This window comes from Pseudomonas lurida, from assembly GCF_013522705.1.
GTDB classification, from domain to species: Bacteria; Pseudomonadota; Gammaproteobacteria; order Pseudomonadales; family Pseudomonadaceae; genus Aquipseudomonas; species Aquipseudomonas quebecensis.
Window position 1 is genome coordinate 312858 of sequence record NZ_JAAMRE010000001.1, and the last position, 18448, is coordinate 331305.

19 protein-coding genes and 1 other RNA gene are annotated in these 18448 nt (G+C 62.2%); 9 read left to right on the top strand and 11 right to left on the bottom strand.

Annotation, left to right across the window (positions count from 1 at the left end):
• Positions 1-13 precede the first annotated feature (13 nt).
• From ccoS to G7025_RS01405, 5 genes are all read left to right on the top strand, one after another.
• The gene (ccoS, locus tag G7025_RS01385) at positions 14-232 is read left to right on the top strand and encodes a cbb3-type cytochrome oxidase assembly protein CcoS (protein WP_181076073.1); all 219 of its coding nucleotides are present in this window, start codon (positions 14-16) and stop codon (positions 230-232) included.
• Complete coding sequence (locus G7025_RS01390) at positions 225-908, top strand: sulfite exporter TauE/SafE family protein (RefSeq protein ID WP_181076075.1); 684 nt, start codon at positions 225-227, stop codon at positions 906-908. The genes ccoS and G7025_RS01390 overlap by 8 nt, the downstream gene beginning before the upstream one ends.
• A 101-nt stretch (positions 909-1009) precedes the next feature.
• On the top strand, positions 1010-2392 hold the full coding sequence (gene hemN / locus G7025_RS01395) for an oxygen-independent coproporphyrinogen III oxidase (RefSeq protein WP_181076077.1): 1383 nt from the start codon (positions 1010-1012) through the stop codon (positions 2390-2392).
• Between the two features lie 129 nt (positions 2393-2521).
• The gene (fnr, locus tag G7025_RS01400; protein ID WP_181076079.1) at positions 2522-3256 is read left to right on the top strand and encodes a fumarate/nitrate reduction transcriptional regulator Fnr; all 735 of its coding nucleotides are present in this window, start codon (positions 2522-2524) and stop codon (positions 3254-3256) included.
• An 81-nt stretch (positions 3257-3337) separates the two neighbouring features.
• Complete coding sequence (locus tag G7025_RS01405) at positions 3338-3886, top strand: adenine phosphoribosyltransferase (RefSeq protein ID WP_181076081.1); 549 nt, start codon at positions 3338-3340, stop codon at positions 3884-3886.
• A gap of 199 nt (positions 3887-4085) precedes the next feature.
• Here G7025_RS01405 and recR read toward each other — a convergent pair whose 3' ends face one another.
• From recR to dnaX, 4 genes are all read right to left on the bottom strand, one after another.
• The gene (gene recR, locus G7025_RS01410) at positions 4086-4688 is read right to left on the bottom strand and encodes a recombination mediator RecR (protein ID WP_014719453.1); all 603 of its coding nucleotides are present in this window, start codon (positions 4686-4688) and stop codon (positions 4086-4088) included.
• A gap of 66 nt (positions 4689-4754) precedes the next feature.
• Positions 4755-5789 carry an NADP-dependent oxidoreductase gene (locus G7025_RS01415; protein WP_181076083.1) on the bottom strand — a complete coding sequence of 345 codons (1035 nt, stop codon included), beginning with the start codon at positions 5787-5789 and terminating at the stop codon, positions 4755-4757.
• A 132-nt stretch (positions 5790-5921) separates the two neighbouring features.
• On the bottom strand, positions 5922-6260 hold the full coding sequence (locus tag G7025_RS01420; protein ID WP_017527493.1) for a YbaB/EbfC family nucleoid-associated protein: 339 nt from the start codon (positions 6258-6260) through the stop codon (positions 5922-5924).
• A gap of 44 nt (positions 6261-6304) precedes the next feature.
• Complete coding sequence (dnaX, locus tag G7025_RS01425) at positions 6305-8350, bottom strand: DNA polymerase III subunit gamma/tau (protein ID WP_181076085.1); 2046 nt, start codon at positions 8348-8350, stop codon at positions 6305-6307.
• Between the two features lie 133 nt (positions 8351-8483).
• On the opposite strand from dnaX, the gene G7025_RS01430 reads away from it, so the two are divergent.
• On the top strand, positions 8484-9245 hold the full coding sequence (locus G7025_RS01430; RefSeq protein WP_181076087.1) for a substrate-binding periplasmic protein: 762 nt from the start codon (positions 8484-8486) through the stop codon (positions 9243-9245).
• 54 nt (positions 9246-9299) lie between these two features.
• Positions 9300-9671 (top strand): VOC family protein, encoded by a 372-nt coding sequence (locus G7025_RS01435; RefSeq protein ID WP_181076089.1) that lies wholly within the window; start codon positions 9300-9302, stop codon positions 9669-9671.
• Here G7025_RS01435 and G7025_RS01440 read toward each other — a convergent pair.
• Positions 9645-10544 carry a DMT family transporter gene (locus G7025_RS01440; protein WP_181076091.1) on the bottom strand — a complete coding sequence of 300 codons (900 nt, stop codon included), beginning with the start codon at positions 10542-10544 and terminating at the stop codon, positions 9645-9647. The two genes, G7025_RS01435 and G7025_RS01440, sit on opposite strands and share 27 nt — an antisense overlap.
• Positions 10545-10646: 102 nt before the next feature.
• Here G7025_RS01440 and G7025_RS01445 point away from each other — a divergent pair, with 102 nt between their 5' ends.
• Together G7025_RS01445 and G7025_RS01450 are read left to right on the top strand one after the other, a co-directional pair.
• Positions 10647-11510, top strand: coding sequence for a LysR family transcriptional regulator (locus G7025_RS01445; RefSeq protein ID WP_181076093.1), 864 nt, complete (start codon positions 10647-10649; stop codon positions 11508-11510).
• A 75-nt stretch (positions 11511-11585) separates the two neighbouring features.
• Positions 11586-12497 (top strand): DUF2167 domain-containing protein, encoded by a 912-nt coding sequence (locus G7025_RS01450; RefSeq protein ID WP_181076095.1) that lies wholly within the window; start codon positions 11586-11588, stop codon positions 12495-12497.
• Between the two features lie 58 nt (positions 12498-12555).
• On the opposite strand, the gene G7025_RS01455 is transcribed toward G7025_RS01450, so the two are convergent.
• From G7025_RS01455 to G7025_RS01480, 6 genes are all read right to left on the bottom strand, one after another.
• A complete protein-coding gene (locus tag G7025_RS01455; protein WP_181076097.1) occupies positions 12556-13152 on the bottom strand; it encodes a hypothetical protein in 597 nt (198 codons plus the stop codon).
• Between the two features lies 1 nt (position 13153).
• The gene (locus G7025_RS01460; protein WP_181076099.1) at positions 13154-14200 is read right to left on the bottom strand and encodes an N-acetylmuramidase family protein; all 1047 of its coding nucleotides are present in this window, start codon (positions 14198-14200) and stop codon (positions 13154-13156) included.
• A gap of 156 nt (positions 14201-14356) precedes the next feature.
• Entirely contained in the window at positions 14357-16318 is a 1962-nt protein-coding gene (locus G7025_RS01465; RefSeq protein ID WP_181076101.1) for a hypothetical protein, read from the bottom strand.
• 59 nt (positions 16319-16377) lie between these two features.
• Positions 16378-16806, bottom strand: a complete 429-nt coding sequence (locus G7025_RS01470; RefSeq protein WP_181076102.1) for a hypothetical protein — start codon at positions 16804-16806, stop codon at positions 16378-16380.
• Between the two features lie 172 nt (positions 16807-16978).
• Positions 16979-17075: signal recognition particle sRNA small type (gene ffs, locus G7025_RS01475), an RNA gene on the bottom strand.
• Positions 17076-17222: 147 nt separating this feature from the next.
• A complete protein-coding gene (locus G7025_RS01480; protein ID WP_181076104.1) occupies positions 17223-18389 on the bottom strand; it encodes a zinc-binding metallopeptidase family protein in 1167 nt (388 codons plus the stop codon).
• Positions 18390-18448: the final 59 nt, after the last annotated feature.

The following is an 18448-nucleotide window of genomic DNA, read 5'->3' on the forward strand; positions in this document are numbered from 1 at the left end:
GCATGGAGTGCAGATGCCAGCTTTATACGTGATGATTCCGGCGGCGCTGCTGTTAGTCGGCGTGGCCATTTACATCTTTTTCTGGGCCGTGGACAGCGGCCAGTACGACGACCTCGACGGCCCGGCTCACAGCGTGCTGTTCGACGACCAGGACCCCAACCACCTGGCCGCCATCGACGAAGCCAACGGCCCCGAGCAGGCGTCCAAGCCCCAGGACCCACCCCGTGTTTGAACTGGCGCCATTGCTGGTCTCCGCGCTGATCCTCGGCCTGCTCGGCGGCGGCCATTGCCTGGGCATGTGCGGCGGCCTGATGGGGGCGCTGACCCTGGCCATTCCCAAGCAACAGCGCAGCCGCCGCTTTCGTCTGCTGCTGGCGTACAACCTGGGGCGTGTGCTCAGTTACGCCTGCGCCGGGCTGTTGATCGGCATGGCCGGCTGGGCCGTAGCCAATAGCCCGGCGGCGATGATCTTACGGGTGCTGGCCGGCCTGCTGCTGATCGGCATGGGCCTGTACCTGGCCGGGTGGTGGAGCGGCCTGACCCGCATCGAACAGCTCGGTCGCGGCCTGTGGCGGCATATCCAGCCGGTTGCCAACCGGTTGCTGCCGGTGTCCAGCCTGCCTCGCGCGCTGCTGCTGGGCGCGCTGTGGGGCTGGTTGCCGTGCGGGTTGGTGTACAGCACTTTGCTGTGGGCGGCCAGCCAGGGTAATGCGCTGGACAGCGGCTTGCTGATGCTCGCGTTCGGCCTTGGCACCTGGCCGGTGTTGCTGGCCACCGGGCTGGCGGCGGAACGCGTCACCGCGCTCCTGCGCAAACGCAGCGTGCGCATGGCCGGCGGCATGCTGGTAATGCTCTTCGGCATCTGGACACTGCCCGGCCCCCATCAGCACTGGTTGATGGGCCACTAGACAACGTGTGGCATAGCGCCGCTCCCCGTTGATGCAAATCAAGGCGCCCTCCCCGGCCAGCCCCTAGACTCGGCCCACTAGCCTATCCGGGGGACGCCCGCATGCTCGACGCCATTCGTTGGGACACCGATCTGATTAACCGCTACGACCTGGCAGGGCCGCGCTACACGTCCTACCCAACCGCCGTGCAATTCGACAGCCAGGTCGGAACATTCGACCTGCTCCACGCCCTGCGTGACAGCCGCAAGGCCACGCGGCCACTGTCGCTGTACGTGCACGTGCCGTTCTGCGCGAACATTTGCTATTACTGCGCCTGCAACAAAGTCATCACCAAGGACCGTGGCCGCGCCCATGCCTACCTGCAGCGCCTGGAACAGGAGATTCAACTGGTGGCTTGCCACCTGGACCCCAGGCAGGCGGTGGAACAGTTGCACTTCGGCGGCGGCACCCCGACCTTCCTGAGTCACGACGAACTGCGCCAGGTGATGGCCTGCCTGCGCCAGCACTTCAACCTGCTGGACGATGACTCCGGCGACTATGGCATCGAGATCGACCCACGCGAAGCCGACTGGGCCACCATGGGCCTGCTGCGCGAACTGGGTTTCAACCGCGTAAGCATTGGCGTGCAGGACCTCGACCCCGAGGTTCAGCGCGCAGTGAACCGCCTGCAAAGCCTGGAAGAAACCCGCGCGGTGATCGACGCGGCGCGCACCCTGCAATTTCGCTCGATCAACATCGACCTGATCTACGGCCTGCCCAAACAGACGCCGATCAACTTCGCGCGTACCGTGGAGGAAGTCATCAAGCTGCAACCGGACCGTCTATCGGTGTTCAACTATGCGCACCTGCCGGAGCGTTTCATGCCCCAGCGGCGCATCAACGGCGACGACCTGCCCTCGCCGGCGCAAAAACTGCTGATGCTGCAGACCACCATCGAACAGCTGACCCAGGCCGGCTATCGTTACATCGGCATGGACCACTTCGCCCTGCCCGATGACGAGCTGGCCATCGCCCAGGAGGAAGGCCGGCTGCAGCGCAACTTCCAGGGCTATACCACACACGGTCATTGCGACCTGATCGGACTGGGCGTGTCGGCGATCAGCCAGATCGGCGACCTGTATTGCCAGAACGGCAGCGACCTCAACAGCTATCAGAACACCCTGGCCGGCGCGCAGTTGGCCACCAGTCGTGGCCTGGTGTGCACCACCGATGACCGCTTGCGGCGCGAAGTCATTCAGCAGTTGATCTGCAATTTCAGCCTGGCTTTCGAACCCGTCGAGCAGCGTTTCAACATCGATTTTCGCGGGTATTTCGCTGACCTCTGGCCTCAACTGGAGGCGATGGCCACGGATGGCCTGATCGTGCTCGACGAGCAGGGCATTCGCGTCCTTCCGGCCGGACGGCTGCTGGTGCGCTCGGTATGCATGGTGTTCGATGCCTATCTGGAGCATCAGAACCGGCAGCGGTTTTCGCGGGTGATCTGAAAGCCGAGCGACGCCGGGACGCTGCGCAGGTTGCTATACCATTGCTGCTTTTTTGTACAGGCTGGCCTGACTGCACCACAGTGCGTTACCCTTACGCATTATGTGTGTTTTCCCACAAGGATTTAAGAAATGTCTGAGCCAGTCAAACTGCGCGCTCACAGCCAGGCCCATTGCAAGGATTGCAGCCTGGCGCCCCTCTGCCTGCCACTTTCGCTGAATCTGGAAGACATGGATGCGCTGGACGACATCGTTAAACGCGGTCGCCCGCTGAAAAAAGGCGAGTTTCTGTTTCGCCAGGGTGACAAGTTCGATTCCGTCTATGCAGTACGTTCCGGCGCGTTGAAGACTTTCAGCCTGAGCGATGGCGGCGAGGAACAGATCACCGGCTTCCATCTGCCCAGTGAACTGGTGGGGCTGTCGGGCATGGACACCGAGATTCATCCGGTGTCGGCCCAGGCGCTGGAGACCACCTCAGTATGCGAAATCCCCTTTGAGCGCCTGGATGAGCTGGCTCTGCAATTGCCGCAACTGCGTCGCCAGTTGATGCGCGTGATGAGCCGCGAGATCCGTGACGACCAACAAATGATGCTGCTGTTGTCGAAAAAAACCGCCGACGAGCGCATCGCTACGTTCCTGGTCAACCTGTCGGCCCGTTTCCGTGCCCGTGGGTTCTCGGCCAACCAGTTCCGCCTGAGCATGTCGCGTAACGAAATCGGCAACTACCTGGGCCTGGCGGTAGAAACCGTGTCCCGCGTATTCACCCGTTTCCAGCAGAACGAATTGCTCGCCGCCGAAGGCAAGGAAGTGCACATCCTCGACCCGATCCAGCTGTGCGCGCTGGCCGGAGGCTCCCTGGAAGGTTGATGCAGACACCTGCGGCCGCGCCAATCGGCGAGGCCGCAGGTATACTTCGAGTCCGTTTTCCGCACCCAGGACTCTTCGACGATGACCTTCGACTCGTTCGACATCAAATCCCTGATCCGCCCCGTCATCGACTTCCCCAAGCCTGGGGTGATCTTCCGTGACATCACGCCGCTGTTCCAATCGCCCAAGGCCCTGCGCCTGGTGGCTGACAGCTTTGCCCAGCGCTACGTAGAGGCCGACTTCACCCATATCGGCGCGATGGACGCCCGTGGCTTTCTGATCGGTTCGATCATTGCCTACCAGTTGAACAAGCCGCTGATCCTGTTCCGCAAACAAGGCAAACTGCCGGCCGACGTGCTGGCCGAGGGTTACCAGACCGAATACGGCGAAGCCTTCCTGGAAGTGCACGCCGACAGCCTGTGCGAAGGCGACTCGGTGCTGATATTCGATGATCTGATCGCCACCGGCGGTACCTTGATCGCAGCGGCGAACCTGGTACGGCGCATGGGGGCCAAGGTCTTCGAAGCGGCGGCGATTATTGATTTGCCGGAGCTGGGCGGCTCGCAACGCTTGGAAGATATGGGGATTCCGGTTTTTTGCCTGACGCAGTTTGCGTTGACTGATCGTTAACGGTTGCTCGGACTGACGCCATCGGGGGCAAGCCCCCTCCCACCTTTGACAGTCATTGCCTGGGCTGGATCATACGGCGCAGCACCGCGTAGTTTGCGGCATTGCCAATCCATACTGTTCCCCCAGTACTAACTGAAAGAACCGTCTCAAAATGTGGGAGGGGGCTTGCCCCCGATAGCAGTGGGTCCTGCGGTGGTCTTTAGAGAGCGATCGGCTTGCGACCAGCGAACGAATGCGCCAGGGTGCCGCCGTCCACCAGTTCCAGCTCGCCACCCAACGGCACGCCGTGGGCGATACGCGAGGTGATCAGGCCTTTGTTGGTCAGCAGTTGCGCGATGTAATGCGCGGTCGCTTCGCCTTCCACCGTGGGGTTGGTGGCGAGGATGACTTCGGTAAAGGTGCCTTGTTCCTCGATGCGCGCCACCAGTTGCGGGATGCCGATGGCTTCTGGCCCCAGGCCGTCAAGCGGCGAAAGGTGGCCCTTGAGCACGAAGTAGCGTCCGCGATAGCCGGTCTGCTCCACCGCGTATACATCCATCGGCCCTTCCACCACGCACAGCAAGGTGTCGTCGCGGCGCGGGTCGGCGCATTGCGGGCAGAGTTCTTCTTCGGTGAGGGTGCGGCATTGGCGGCAATGGCCAACGCCTTCCATGGCCTGGCTCAGGGCCTGGGCCAGGCGAGTGCCGCCGCTGCGATCACGCTCCAGCAGTTGCAGCGCCATGCGCTGGGCGGTTTTCTGGCCGACGCCCGGCAACGTGCGCAGGGCGTCGATCAGTTGACGAATCAGGGGGCTGAAGCTCATGGGGCATGGGTCCGACAAAACGACGAGACGCGGTTTATACCCGCGCCCCGGATTAGCGTCAAATGATCAATCCTGCGCGACGCGCACCACCAGCTTGCCGAAGTTACGCCCTTCGAGCAGGCCGATAAAAGCTTCAGGCGCCTGTTCCAGGCCGTCGACCACGTCTTCGCGGAACTTGATCTTACCGTCGCGCACCCACGGCGCCATGGCGCTGAGGAATTCGGGCTGGCGGTCGCCGTAGTCGTCGAACACGATAAAGCCCTGGATACGCACGCGCTTGGTCAGCAATGTGCGTTGCAGGGCCGGCAAGCGGTCGGGGCCGCTGGGCGCTTCATGGGCGTTGTAACCGGCGATCAAGCCGCACAACGGCACCCGCGCCTTGGGGTTGAGCAGCGGCATCACTGCATCGAACACCTTGCCGCCGACGTTTTCGAAATAGATATCTACGCCATTGAAGCAGGCCTGAGCCAGCTCATCGGCGAAGTCCTCGCTTTTATGGTCGATACAGGCATCGAAGCCCAACTCATCCACCACATAGCGGCACTTTTGCGCGCCGCCGGCGACGCCGACCACACGCAAGCCCTTGAGCTTGGCCACCTGCCCCACCACCGAGCCCACCGCACCGGACGCTGCAGCCACCACTAGGGTTTCGCCGGCCTTTGGCTGGCCGATGTCCATCAAGCCCATATAGGCGGTCATGCCAGGCATGCCCAATACACCCAGGGCCATGGACGGGCTGGCCAGGCCATTAGGCACCGGTATCAGGTTGCTGCCATCGGAAATGCTGTGACTCTGCCAGCCAGTGGCACCGACCACCAGATCACCCACTTCAAATTTCGGATGACGCGACTGTTCGATACGGCTTACAGCGCCACCCGTCATTACCTCGTTTATTTCAACCGGTGCCGCGTAGGACGGTGCGTCACTCATCCGCCCGCGCATATAAGGATCGAGGGACAGGTAAAGCGTCTTAAGCAGCACCTGGCCGTCCGCCAGCTCCGGCAGGGTCACACGTTCCAGGCGGAAATTCTCCGGTGTCGGTGCGCCTTTAGGGCGCGAGACCAGAACAATTCGCTGGTTGAGTGTCGGTTCTTGAGGCATCAGAGGGCTCCTTATCGAATTCGTCGGTATAGGGTGCAGACCATCGATGCCGGGCCGGGGTTCGATCGGATCGGCATAAACAAAAATGCCAGGCGCGATGCCTGGCATTTGAGTCTAGCCAATGCCTGTGGATCAGAACGGCAGCTTCATGCCCGGCGGCAGTTGCATGCCGGCGGTCACACCGGACATTTTGTCCTGGCTGTTGGCTTCGATCTTGCGCACGGCGTCGTTCACGGCAGCCGCGAACAGATCTTCCAGCACCTCACGGTCATCATCGCTGACGCCTTCGAGCAGGCTCGGGTCAATGCTCACGCGCTTGATGTCATGGCGACCCGTCATCACCACGCTGACCATATCGCCACCGGCTTTACCGGTGACTTCGGCGTTGGCCAGTTCTTCCTGCATCTTGGCCATTTTTTCCTGCATCTGCTGGGCCTGCTTCATCAGGCCGGCCATGCCACCTTTCATCATGGGAATCACCTCAAAAGTACGTGGATCAAGTTAGTAGCCCGGTGTCATGACGCCTGAGGCACCGGGGCTTCGACAGGTTCAATAGTATCGTGGCGGACCACTGCGCCGAACTGTTGCATCATTTGCTGGATGAGCGGATCGGTGTGGATCGCTTCCTCGGCTTCCCGCTGGCGGTTCAGACGTCGGCGGGTCGCGGCCTGGGCCGGGGTTTCCTGCTCAGGCTTGATCAATTCGATGCTGATCGTCAACGGGCGACCGTGGTACTGGTTCAACGCGTCGTTCAGGCGACGCTGCTGGGTCGCGTTGAACAGGGCGCTGTGGGCCGGGTCCAGGTGCAGCGACCAATGGTCGCCCTCGATGGCGACCAGCGTGCAGTTGGCGGCGATGCTGCCGGTCATGCCGGAAATCGGCAATTTCGGGAACAGTTCCAGCCACTGCAGGGCCAGGCCGGTGGCCGGCGCCGCGGCGGGTTCCGGCTCGGGCTCCGGGGCCGGTTCGGCGGCGTGTTCGCTGGCCAACTCGTCCAGGTAGCTGTAGGCCGAATCCATGTCCGGTTCGATGTAATCTTCATCCAGCGGCGGCTCATCGTCGAGATCGATGCCCGGCGTGGCCGCTTCCACCTGTGCCACCGTTGGCTCGGGCACCGGCGCGCTGACCCACTCCGGCGCATCCGGCACTGCGCTGTCAGGCGTCGGCGTGGGCATCGGGGTCAGCTCGGGCTGCTCACCGAGGGTTTCCAGCACCGGCTCGACGGCGGGCTGCAGTTCGGGCTCGGGCTCGGCGTCCGCCGGCGCGTTCCACGGCAGGTCAACCTCCGCCACAGGCTCAGGGGGTTCAACCGCCACCGGTTCCACCACCGGCGCCGGCGCCGCTGGAGGCTCTACAAGCGCCGGCGCGGCAACGACTGGCGCGACCACGGCGACGCCAGCCACGGATTTGGCGGAATCAACTGTGGCCTGGCTGATCCCCACTGGCTTTAGCGGCTGTCTCGGTGCGTCCGCCGTATCGGCGGGCCGGAACGCCAGCATGCGCAACAGCACCATCTCGAACCCGCCGCGCGGGTCCGGCGCCAGGGGCAGGTCGCGACGGCCGATCAGGCCCATCTGGTAATAGAACTGCACGTCTTCGGCCGGCAATGCCTGGGCCAGCGCCAGCACGCGGTCGCGGTCGCCATGGCCGTTGTCGACCCCCTCGGGCAGCGCCTGGGCGATAGCCACGCGGTGCAGCACATTGAGAATTTCCGAGAGCACGCCGTTCCAGTCCGGGCCTTGCTCCGACAAATGGCGCACGGCTTCCAGCAATGCCTTGGCGTCACCGTCGATCAACGCGTGCAGCACGTCGAAGACCTGGCCGTGATCCAGCGTGCCGAGCATGGCACGCACATCGGCGGCCATGACCTTGCCTTCACCGAAGGCGATAGCCTGGTCAGTAAGGCTCATGGCATCACGCATCGAACCATCGGCCGCGCGGCCCAGCAGCCACAGCGCGTCGTCTTCGAACGGTACGTTCTCGACGCCCAGCACATGGGTCAAATGCTCGACCACGCGCTCGGGGGTCATGTTCTTCAGGGAGAACTGCAGGCAACGCGACAGAATAGTTGCAGGAAGTTTCTGCGGGTCAGTGGTCGCCAGGATGAATTTGACGTAGGGCGGCGGCTCTTCCAGGGTTTTCAACAAGGCGTTGAAGGAATGGCTGGAGAGCATGTGCACTTCGTCGATCAGGTAGACCTTGAAGCGGCCTCGGCTCGGCGCGTACTGCACGTTGTCCAGCAGCTCGCGGGTGTCTTCGACCTTGGTGCGGCTGGCGGCGTCGATCTCGATCAGGTCGACGAAACGTCCTTCGTCGATTTCCCGGCACACCGAACAGGTGCCGCAGGGCGTCGAGGTAATACCGGTTTCGCAGTTCAGGCACTTGGCGATGATCCGCGCAATGGTGGTCTTGCCGACCCCGCGGGTACCGGTGAACAGGTAGGCGTGGTGCAGCCGCTGGCTGTCCAAGGCATTGATCAGAGCCTTGAGCACATGGGTCTGGCCGACCATTTCGCGGAACGAGCGCGGGCGCCATTTACGTGCAAGAACCTGATAACTCATCGAAAACCGTCGCAACTGGGAAGCGGAAGCCGGTAATGCTAGCGGAGCAAGGGGGAAATTGCATCCGGCACGCTCGTCTAATCTGACTAAGCTCTGCTCACTGGCCCCCAATCGGTCTGAACCCGGAGAGTGTATGCGCGTAGTCCTGGGCGCTTTATGGATGATTACCACGGCCAGCCTGGCGGCGCCCGCCCCGCTGCGCTTTTCGGTTTCCGACAGCTGGGCGATGCCCATGGTGCAGCTGGAAAACGGCCAGCCTACCCAAGGGATTATGTATGACGTGATGGCGAGCCTGGCCAATCAGCTCGGCCAACCGGCCCGGTTCCAGGTGCTGGCACGCGCGCGCATCGCCACCGCCATGCTCCATGGCGATATTGATGTGCGCTGTTATGTCACCCAGGCCTGGCTGGATGACCTGCCGGGAGACTACGCCTGGAGCGTGCCGCTGATGATGCAGCGCAGTGTCCTGGTCAGTACGAGCGAGCAGCCGGTCACGCTGGCCGAGCTGGCGCCACAAGCCATCGGAACCGTGCTCAATTACCGCTACACCGGCCTGGCGGCACTGTTCGCCAGCGGCCGGCTGACCCGCGACGAGGCGCGCAGCGAGGAGCAGGTATTGCACAAACTCCTGGCCGGACGCTTTCAGTATGCGGTGATCAACGAGTGGACGGTGGACCGCTTCAATCAGACCCTGACGCCTGAGCACCGTCTGCACAAGGTCGCCGTGGTCGATGAGCTGAGTCTTGGCTGCATCGTGCGCAACGATCCGAACCTGCCGGTACAGCAGATCCTGCGTACATTGCTGCGTATGAAAGTGTCGGGAGAGATCGACGAAATCATCCAGCTGTATACCGGCCAGGTTCCAACGCAAGCGCACGCTCCTGACAAGAACTGACAGTGCGACCTTTTAGACTGGACCCATTCAATCGCCTGCCCTCAAGGAACCTGCATGTCTACCGTCGCTCATTATTTCCTGCTCTATGTCGACAGTCCGGCCACCAGCGCCAATTTCTACAGCCGGCTGCTCGACAAGCCACCCGTGGAACTGAACCCGACCTTTGCCCTGTTCATACTCGATAACGGCGTCAAGCTGGGGCTGTGGTCGCGGCACACAGTGGAACCGGCCGCCACGCTGACGGGCGGCGGCGCTGAAGTGGGGCTGTCACTGGCGGACAAAACCGCCGTGGACACCTTGCACGCGCAGTGGTCCGCACGTGGCGCCACGATCATCCAGTCACCGACGGCCGCGGACTTCGGCTACACCTTCGTCGCCCAGGACCTGGACGGCCACCGGTTACGCGCGTTTTGCCTGCACGACTAAGCGCCAGCGCCCCTCCAGACTGATGGCCGCCACGCTGGCCAGCACGATCAGCGCGCCGAGCACCACCCACGGCGTCACCTGCTCACCCAGCAGAGTGGCGGCCATCAGCATCGCCACTGGCGGAATCAGGTACATCGCCACCGCCGCGCGGCTGACCTCCACATGTTTCAACACATAGCCCCACGCCAGATAGGCCAGAGCGCTGGGGAAAATGCCCAGCACCAGCACCGCCAGGTTCTCTGTCACCGGTGCCCGCAGCACCGCCGCGGGCAGGTCCGGCAGGTTCACGCAGAGCATCAGGGTGCCCGCCCACACCATGTAGCACGCCATGGTCAGCGGGCTGTAGCGATGGGCGTAGTGTTTCTGAAGGGCGAAATACACACTCCAGGACAGCGCCGCCAGCAGGATCAGCACGCCGCGTGGGTCGATCTCGCCGATGCCCCGATCACCGCAGATCACCACCCCTACCCCGACCAGCCCCAATGACACACACACCCAACGCCACACACTCACCCGCTCCTTCAAAACCAAAAACGCGATCAGCACACTGAACAGCGGTGCCGACTGCGCCAATACGCTGGAAGCCGCCGCCGTGACCCATTGCTGTCCATAGTTGAGGGCTGTGTGGTGCAGGAACACGCCGAAGAACCCCAGCACCAGCAACCAGGGCACGTCCCGCCAGCGCGGTCGGCCGATGCCCAGTACCAGCGCCACCCCGGCCATAAACAGCGACGCGATCAAAAAGCGCAACAACGCCAGTTGACCAGGGCTGTAGCTATGCAGGCCGAGGTGCACGCCAATCGGCGAGTAGGCCCAGCAGAGGATCACGCTGGCGGTGACTAGCGTAAGCTTCAGGTGTGACGGGGTGTTCATCGAGAATGTCCAGAAACCGCGAAAGAAGGCTGTCAGTCTTGGCCGGGTCGCGGCGCAGGACAATTAAGCGTTTCTGACTTCTGAAATCACGGGAATTGAGCAATGGAACTGGCCCAACTGAAAATGGTGCGAGCCGTGGCGCAAACCGGCAGCGTGGCCCAGGCGGCGGTGCAACTGCATTGCGTACCGTCCAACATCACCACGCGCATCAAGCAGCTGGAGAGCGAACTGGGCACGCCGTTATTTATCCGCGCCGGACGCGGGCTGGCGATCAGCGCGGCGGGTGAGATTTTTCTCGACTATTGCGAGCGCATCCTGGCTCTGGTGGATGAGTCCAAACGGGCAGTGGATGCCACTGCCATCCCCCGTGGCACCTTGCGCATCGGCGCGGTGGAATCCAGCGCCAGCGGCCGTCTTCCGCCATTGCTGGCGGAGTATCACCGGCGTTACCCGCAGGTCAGCCTGGAACTGGTGACCGGCGCCTGGAGCCAATTACTCGACGACCTGCAACACCATCGCCTGGATGTGGCCCTGGTAGCTGCAGGCAGCCCGCGCGCCAAGCTCGAACACAGCGTGGTCTACCGCGAACGCTTGGTACTGGTCGCCAGCGCATGCAGCGCGCCGATCCAAGGCGCGCAGGACCTGGCGGGCCGCACCCTGCTGGTGTGGCCAACCGGTTGCCCCTATCGCGCGGCGCTGGAGAACTGGCTCAAACCCCATAACGTCACACCTAGCATCGCCAGCTACGCCAGTTGGGGCACGATTATCGGGTGCGTGAGCGCCGGCATCGGCGTGGCGTTGGCGCCGGAAGGCATTCTGGCTCGCTACGAGCAGGCCAGCCAGTTGACGTCCTACCGGTTCGCGGAGCTGCAGGCGGTGGACAATCTGCTGTTCTGGCACAAAGACACCCAGCGACATCTCGCGCGCGATGCCTTTGCCGCGCTGCTGCACGAGACGTTCGGTTGAGACTTATTTGAATGCCCCATAGCAGGTTTTTCAGTTATCCTTTCGCGAAATTAATTCAAATTGTAAGGGACTACCGTGAATTACCTCCGCTTATTACTCGCGGCGGCCGCTCTGAGCCTGCCCGCCCTCCCCGCCTTCGCCGCCGCCACGCCTGCTCCGGTCGAAGCCAGTGCCGCCGCCGAGCCGGCTGAAACCGCAGAACATTTCCTGGCCTCGCTCAAGAAAAAAACCGGTACGATCACCCTGCCCAGCGGTATCGCCACCCTGAAGCTCAACGACGAGTTCTACTACCTCGACCCGGCCGACACCGAGCGCCTGCTGACCGATGGCTGGGGCAACCCGCCGGGCTTCAAGACCCTGGGCATGATTGTGCCCAAAGCCGTCAGCCCGCTGTCCGAGCGCGGCTGGGGTGTGATCGTCAGCTACAAGGCCGATGGGCATATTTCCGACGAGGATGCGGCAAAAATCGACTACGCCGATCTGCTCAAACAGATGCAGGAAGAAGACGAAGCCGAGAACCAGGAGCGCCAGAAACAAGGCTACGCCGGCCTGCACCTGCTGGGCTGGGCCGAGCCGCCGCATTACGACGACACCACCCACAAAATGTACTGGGCCCGCGAACTGAAAGCCGACGACGCCGATCAGAACACCCTCAACTACAGCATCCGCGTGCTGGGCCGTGAAGGCGTGCTGGAACTCAACGCCGTCGCCGCCATGGCCGACCTGCCTACCATCAAGCAAGAGTTGCCCAAGGTGCTGGCCTTCACCAACTTCACCGATGGCAACCTGTACACCGACTTCAACCCCACCACCGACAAAATGGCCACCTATGGCCTGGCGGCGCTGGTGGCCGGCGGAATCGCCGCGAAGGCCGGGCTGTTCGCCAAGATCGGCATTTTCCTGCTGGCGGCGAAGAAGTTTCTGGTGATCGGCGTGGTGGCACTGCTCGCCGGTATCCGTAAGCTGTTCAGCCGCAACAAGGGCTGAAACCCGCACACAAAAACGCCGCCGCGTGCCCTGGCACACGGCGGCGTTTTTTTACGGCTCAGTTTTGCGCGGTGGGCGCGGCCAGACGGCTGTACTGGTCCTGACTGATCCAGCCGATGGACGAACGGCCCTCGGCGTTGACGAACTCGACCTGCGCCCAACCGTCCTTGTACGCCAGCACACCGACCACGTCACGCTTGGCGATGTACGGGCGCTTGGCGACCTTGGCACCGGGGGTTTTCTGCAGGTAAGCCTTGTCGGCGGACACCGTGACCAGGCCGATCCAGTTTTTGCTGGCGGTCTGGCTCAGGTCCAGGCCGGTGGCGATTTCCGGCATCAGCACGTTCAGGCAGCCGGGATGCTGGCGGCCCTGTTCCACGGTCAGGGTCACGCCATCGGCGGACGGTGCCACGCTGCCCGGATAAGCCTCCTGGCCCCAGGTCGTCAGCGCACCGGGCTTGCCCTGCAGGTAAAACGTGCAGCCCCGGGTGACGCCCTCGCCCATTTCTTCGGCGTAGTAACCTTCGACCTGCTTCTGCGGCGTAACCGCCAGCATCAGGCCCTCGTACTTGCCCGAATGCAAAGCGCTGCTGGCGGCCAATGCCGGCATTGCACAGCACAACGACAACACACCCATCGTCAGAAAACGCGTCATCCTATTTTTTCCCTTCAAGTTTTTCGTAGGCTTTCTTCATCAGGACATCGTAGTTGCCGTAGTCCTCGCCATTGTAGTTGCGCGCCATGCCGGTGAAATCCTTGGCCTTCATGGCTTTCATCAAGGCCGGGCTCTTGCTGCAGAAACCCAGGAAGGCTTTGAGTTGGTTGCCGGCATTCACTTTCAAGGCTGCCGCAAATTCAAACACCGTCTTGTAACCGCACGACGAAAAGTTGAACCCCATGATCTGGAACATGCCCCACGACGCCGACATCAAGGCCGCTTCCTGGTCCAGGGCAAACGCGGTGGCCATGGTTTCCCAGGCCTTGATCTGGTCCTTGTTATTGACCTGCCACTGCGGCCCGGCCTTTTTCACGTAGGGGTAAGACAGCAGCGGGTGCGCCTGGTCGTAGATGCGCTTGGTGTATTTGCGAAACAAGTGCCCTTCGAAGGCGATCACCGGCAACTTGGCCGGCCCGAACCCTGAACGCCCGCCCGATTCCACGGTGGCGAAGGCCTTGATGATGTTCACCGAAATGCCATTGCCCAACTGGGTGGCGGCGTTCTGGAAGTCTGTATCGGAGAGGGTCATGCCGCCGTCGCAGGTGGGCTGCAACATCAATTGGCGGTTGCGCCGCTCTGCCTCGATCATCGCGCGCATGCGGTCCAGGTACACATTGACCGTGGCGTGCACCGCGTCGCCCTGGTTATTGCCGAAGCCGTTGAGGAACGTTGGGATACGCAGGGTCGGCGAGGCCTTCACCGGCACCTTTACCGCTTCTTCGATCAGGCTGTTGAACGTGCGGCCGGTGGGGTCGATCACGCCGTCGGGGTGAGCATATTTGAGGTGACGGAACTGGTACTGGCTGATGCACTGCACCAACTGGCCGTCGCACTTGCCGTTTTCGGCCAGTGGAGCGCCCATCTTCGGAATGATCAGATTGAAGAGATACTGGATGCACTGCACATCGGCGGGCAAATTGCGGGCTTTACCGGGAGCACCCACCGAAGCGCTGATCAGACGGGGCAACCCTTGCAGGCTTTTCATCGGAGACATCCTTGTTGGTTAAAGAAGTGATGCCACTTCAATATCAATGCGTTGCCGTTGTCATATTCTGAAACATGCGGCTGGCGGAAACTAGCAAGGCGATTTTGGGTTGTCCAGAGGGGCGCTTGAAAGTTGTGAAACAACCGAACCAATTTTCTAATAACCATGAGTTTCACGGGTCTTCTGATACTTGTGGTAATCGATCCACTCGACCACATCGTAAGGCAGGTACAGCTGCCGCCTGGCTCTTGAAATCGCGATATACACCTCGCACAGTCGCTGGTCGAACGCATAGGCATCCTTGAATTTCACATTGGTCAGCAGTGCCGGGGTGAGCAGCACGCTGTCAAACTCCATGCCGCCGGCCTCCTGTGCAAGCATCAGCCGGCAGTACTTGTCAGGCTGGCCGCTCAACCGGTTCAGACGGGTCACATCGGCCACATTGAAGCCTTTCTCCAGCTCGTCCTCGACCCACAGGAACGCTTCGTCGAACTGGCCGGCCTCGCGCACCTGCTGCCAGTCGGCCAGGTCGCTGAAATAGGCGTGAGGGCCTTTGTCGGTGTGTTCGGTGCTGTAAAACTGCGGTTTGAACAGGGCAATGGCGCTGATCATGAAACGCTCCAGATCGCGCTGCGCTGCGCTGTCGAACACGCCGAACGGGCAATTGGCCTGCTGCAACTGGATTGCCCACTTCATGGTGTCCCAGTGGGACGCGGTCAACACGACGCAGCCTTCGGGCGGCACGAAACCCTGGGGGTAATGCTCGATGCCGACATCGGCGTCCCGCGCGCCTTCGAACGGAACCTTGCTCTTCTGCGAGTGCACGCTGATCAACGGGTTGACCAGGCGTTCGACATTGCGACCGGAACGCACCGAGTAGCTGATATCGGTGTGCCGGACTTCGCGTTTGCGCCGCACCATCACGCCTGTGGCCAGCTGGTATTCGTCGCCCAAGGTAATCAACACCTGACGGCCGCGCTCAATGATCTGCAGCAACGAGGCCGGGATGTCCTGGCTTTCATCGATCAACACATGGGTAAAGCGCGGTGGCACCTCGCAGCCCGCCAGGCTGGCGCGCTTGATCAACCACAGGGTGGCAAACTCGGTCTGGCTGACCCACTGCGGGTTGCGCTCCAGGTACGTCCAAACGCGGCTTGCGTATTCCAGCAAGACTTGGGCATCCAGGCTGCTCAAGGCGTGCTTGAAGTGGGGCAAGTGCCGGGCCGAGAGGCTGTGATGGCTGGAGGTGCAGTAGTTCTCAAGCACCTTGAGGCACACATTCAGCGTCGCTTGGCCATCGTGGCCGCGCCACCCCAGGATATCCAGGGCTTGGGACACCGCCTGTTTGCCGGGCAATCGGGCCGGCGTTTTGTCCGCGCCGGGGCGCCCCGCCTGCAACAGGGCCTTGGCAAAGGCGGCGAAGGTCGAACCGGCCTTGCCGTCCCGCGCCAGCCCCATGCGCTCGCGAAGCGTGGCGAGTTTGGCCCCGGTGCGCGCCAGGACCAGGGTTTTTTCCGGGCGCAGGCATTCCAGCAACGCGCCCAGCAGATGGCTCTTGCCGATACCGGCGTAACCCTGCACATGCAGGTCTTCATTGAGATTCGCGCGAAAGGTGCGCACCAGCTTGTCCTGGGCCGGGCTGAGCCAACGCTCACGGTGCCGGGGGGTGATCATCTGCTGGCTGAAGGGGTCGTTGCTGCGCCGCTGTCGGACTTTGAAGGTCACATCCCACTGGCCGTCGGCCAACAGGTAATCGCGCGCCGCGACTTCTTCAGGCAGTAACAGGCGCAGGTTGAGGTTTTTGAGCGCATTGATGCCGAAGTACAACTTGCGCGGGTCAAACAGGCGCCGCGCTTCGGACAGCAATGCCGGCGTGCCGGACGTCGGCGCGTTCACCACCCACCCCATCAACTTGACGAGCACACGCTCGGCGGCCGCGCCGTTGAGGTCCGTTTGCGCGGCCTGCGCCAGATTCTGAATGACCAGTATTGCGGCCAGCTCCGGGTCCGTCAGGCTGTCCAGGTGCGCGGCACCGTCGGCACCGAGCAAGGCGCTGCAGGTTTCGTCGGTGACCGGCAGGAAGACGGGGCTGGATAAGTCGAAGTGTTCCGGTTGCATACATCCTCGCGGCCAGGGGCCGAATGAGGTCAATCAAATGGATTCAGCGGTCAAGCTTGTCAGGCATCCTGACCGACGCCCACCTCGAATTGATAACCGCCCAGAGAGCCCGTCATGCCGCCGGGGTAACGCCGTGGTTCGGTGGACGCCGAAGCGCCGGCCACTTCAATCTGCCGTTGCAGTTCGTGAACGGCCATATCGAGCAAACGCTGCAGATCTTCGGCGCTGTGGGCAGACACGTTCAAGTGCAATTGATAGGTAGCGGTGACCGATGGAGGCTGATCGATGCTGGGCTCAGGGCTTGGCTCGGCGGTGCGGATAAACTGCGCAGCGCTCATGATTTGAGCGTGCTCCTCGTCCATCAGGTCCAACACTTTCGACAACGCCAGCGTTTGCTCCGGATGGGCCTGGATACGGTCCTTGATCTCCAGGCGCCGCATCTGCCATTCCCGCAGTTTTTCTCGAGTGAGGTCGTCAACTTTTTCCACTTACGCTGCCTCCGAATGCCAGGCAGTGAAGTATGCCACCGATCAAACGACGGGCTGACGTGAGTTTTCAACCGTCGCGACAATGCCACCATCGACTGCTCGAAGGCAGATGGTTCGCATACGTTTTTTTAAGATTTGGATAGACAACAAAGGAAGAGCGTTATGGAGGCAACCCCACCAGCCACACCCCGGCACACAATGTTCCCGCTGTGGCTGCTCCCTTCCGGGCCTGACCAGGTTAACGGGTAATCGTTGCGGGGGGACCGATGGGGTCACCATAACGACGCTGGCCTCTCGGCAAGCCGCGCCATTGTACCGATCTCATGGGAAGTTACAACCGTTGGTGACCGATTAAAAATATGAAGAGGTTCAAGCACTTGCCTTGACCACACGCTTTGCCCTCACACACGGGTTAATCACTGTGCCTGCAACACCTCGTCCGCACGCCCACCCTCCTCCTGGATCACCAGGTGGATAAAGTGCAGTTTGGCGATCACCGCCGGTGGCAGTACGAAGGGGTAGAAATCCGGCTGGCCCATGCTGCGCGAGAGTTCGTTCAGCATGCCGGCCAGTTCGATCCAGGCGTTGACGAACGAAAGAAATGCCGGACCGCCTGGGTGTTCAGGGTCGTAGAGGGTGGCGAGGGGGAACGGCTGATAATCCAGGTCCATCTCGCGGGCGCTCATGCCGAAGCCCAGGGCGGTGTCCACGGCGTCCATCATATGCAGGTAGTGCGCCCAGGTCTCGGCCCAGTCTTCCCACGGGTGCATGGTGGCGTAGGCGCTGACGCAGGTGTGTTGCCAGTCCGGTCGCGGCCCGTGCTGATAGTGCCGCTCGAGAGCATCGGCGTAGCTGGCGCGTTCGTCGCCGAATAATTGGCGAAAAGGTTCGAGCCAGTGGCTGTCGGCGATCAGGCGATCCCAATAGTAATGACCGACTTCATGGCGAAAGTGGCCGAGCAAGGTGCGGTAAGGCTCGTGCATCTGCACGCGGACTTGCTCGCGGTGGGCGTCATCGGCTTCTTTGATGTCCAGGGTGATCAGACCGTTGGCATGGCCGGTGGTGGGCGCGTTGCCCTGCAGGTCGATGCCGATAAAGTCGAAGGCCAGGCCGGTATCTTCGTCGACGCGCTTGGGCACCACTTGCAAGCCCAGGCTGATCAACTGCGCCACGAGGCGGCGCTTGGCGGTTTCCACTTTGCGCCAGCGCTCGTGGTTTTCCACGATGGACAGGTCCGGAATGGTGCGATTGAGGCTGCAGGCTACGCACAGCGGCGCGGTGCTGTGCGCCGGGATCAGCCAGTTGCAGGCCGCCGGCGTGTCGAGGTTGGCGCAGCGACGAAAAGCGCCGGCGTCGAGATTGCCGTCCTGCAGCCACGTTCCGGTCACGGGGCCGGGCTGCAGGGACGCCAGGCGACTCTGCTGCGGCTGATAACCCAGCAGCGCCGAGCAGGCCAGGCACTGACTGTTGCGAAAGAACAGCGCCTGGCCGCAACGGCATTGCCAGACCTTGCCGTTGCGCGAGGTATCGGCCATGAACGGTGCGGCAATGCGCGAACTGAGCTGCTCGAAATAGCGGAACATGGCGATCTCTCCCAGGGATGACCAAGACTAGATCATCGCGGACTCCGGATCGTTCCACT

Excerpts from the sequence above, each read along its gene's own strand:
- G7025_RS01460 (WP_181076099.1), bottom strand. The coding sequence starts at position 14,200 with ATGAAAAGCCTGCAAGGGTTGCCCCGTCTGATCAGCGCTTCGGTGGGT.
- G7025_RS01480 (WP_181076104.1), bottom strand. The coding sequence starts at position 18,389 with ATGTTCCGCTATTTCGAGCAGCTCAGTTCGCGCATTGCCGCACCGTTC.
- hemN (WP_181076077.1), top strand. The coding sequence starts at position 1,010 with ATGCTCGACGCCATTCGTTGGGACACCGATCTGATTAACCGCTACGAC.
- G7025_RS01415 (WP_181076083.1), bottom strand. The coding sequence starts at position 5,789 with ATGCCTCAAGAACCGACACTCAACCAGCGAATTGTTCTGGTCTCGCGC.
- dnaX (WP_181076085.1), bottom strand. The coding sequence starts at position 8,350 with ATGAGTTATCAGGTTCTTGCACGTAAATGGCGCCCGCGCTCGTTCCGC.
- recR (WP_014719453.1), bottom strand. The coding sequence starts at position 4,688 with ATGAGCTTCAGCCCCCTGATTCGTCAACTGATCGACGCCCTGCGCACG.
- G7025_RS01435 (WP_181076089.1), top strand. The coding sequence starts at position 9,300 with ATGTCTACCGTCGCTCATTATTTCCTGCTCTATGTCGACAGTCCGGCC.
- G7025_RS01440 (WP_181076091.1), bottom strand. The coding sequence starts at position 10,544 with ATGAACACCCCGTCACACCTGAAGCTTACGCTAGTCACCGCCAGCGTG.
- G7025_RS01455 (WP_181076097.1), bottom strand. The coding sequence starts at position 13,152 with ATGACGCGTTTTCTGACGATGGGTGTGTTGTCGTTGTGCTGTGCAATG.
- G7025_RS01405 (WP_181076081.1), top strand. The coding sequence starts at position 3,338 with ATGACCTTCGACTCGTTCGACATCAAATCCCTGATCCGCCCCGTCATC.
- ccoS (WP_181076073.1), top strand. The coding sequence starts at position 14 with ATGCCAGCTTTATACGTGATGATTCCGGCGGCGCTGCTGTTAGTCGGC.
- G7025_RS01465 (WP_181076101.1), bottom strand. The coding sequence starts at position 16,318 with ATGCAACCGGAACACTTCGACTTATCCAGCCCCGTCTTCCTGCCGGTC.
- fnr (WP_181076079.1), top strand. The coding sequence starts at position 2,522 with ATGTCTGAGCCAGTCAAACTGCGCGCTCACAGCCAGGCCCATTGCAAG.
- G7025_RS01420 (WP_017527493.1), bottom strand. The coding sequence starts at position 6,260 with ATGATGAAAGGTGGCATGGCCGGCCTGATGAAGCAGGCCCAGCAGATG.
- G7025_RS01445 (WP_181076093.1), top strand. The coding sequence starts at position 10,647 with ATGGAACTGGCCCAACTGAAAATGGTGCGAGCCGTGGCGCAAACCGGC.
- G7025_RS01430 (WP_181076087.1), top strand. The coding sequence starts at position 8,484 with ATGCGCGTAGTCCTGGGCGCTTTATGGATGATTACCACGGCCAGCCTG.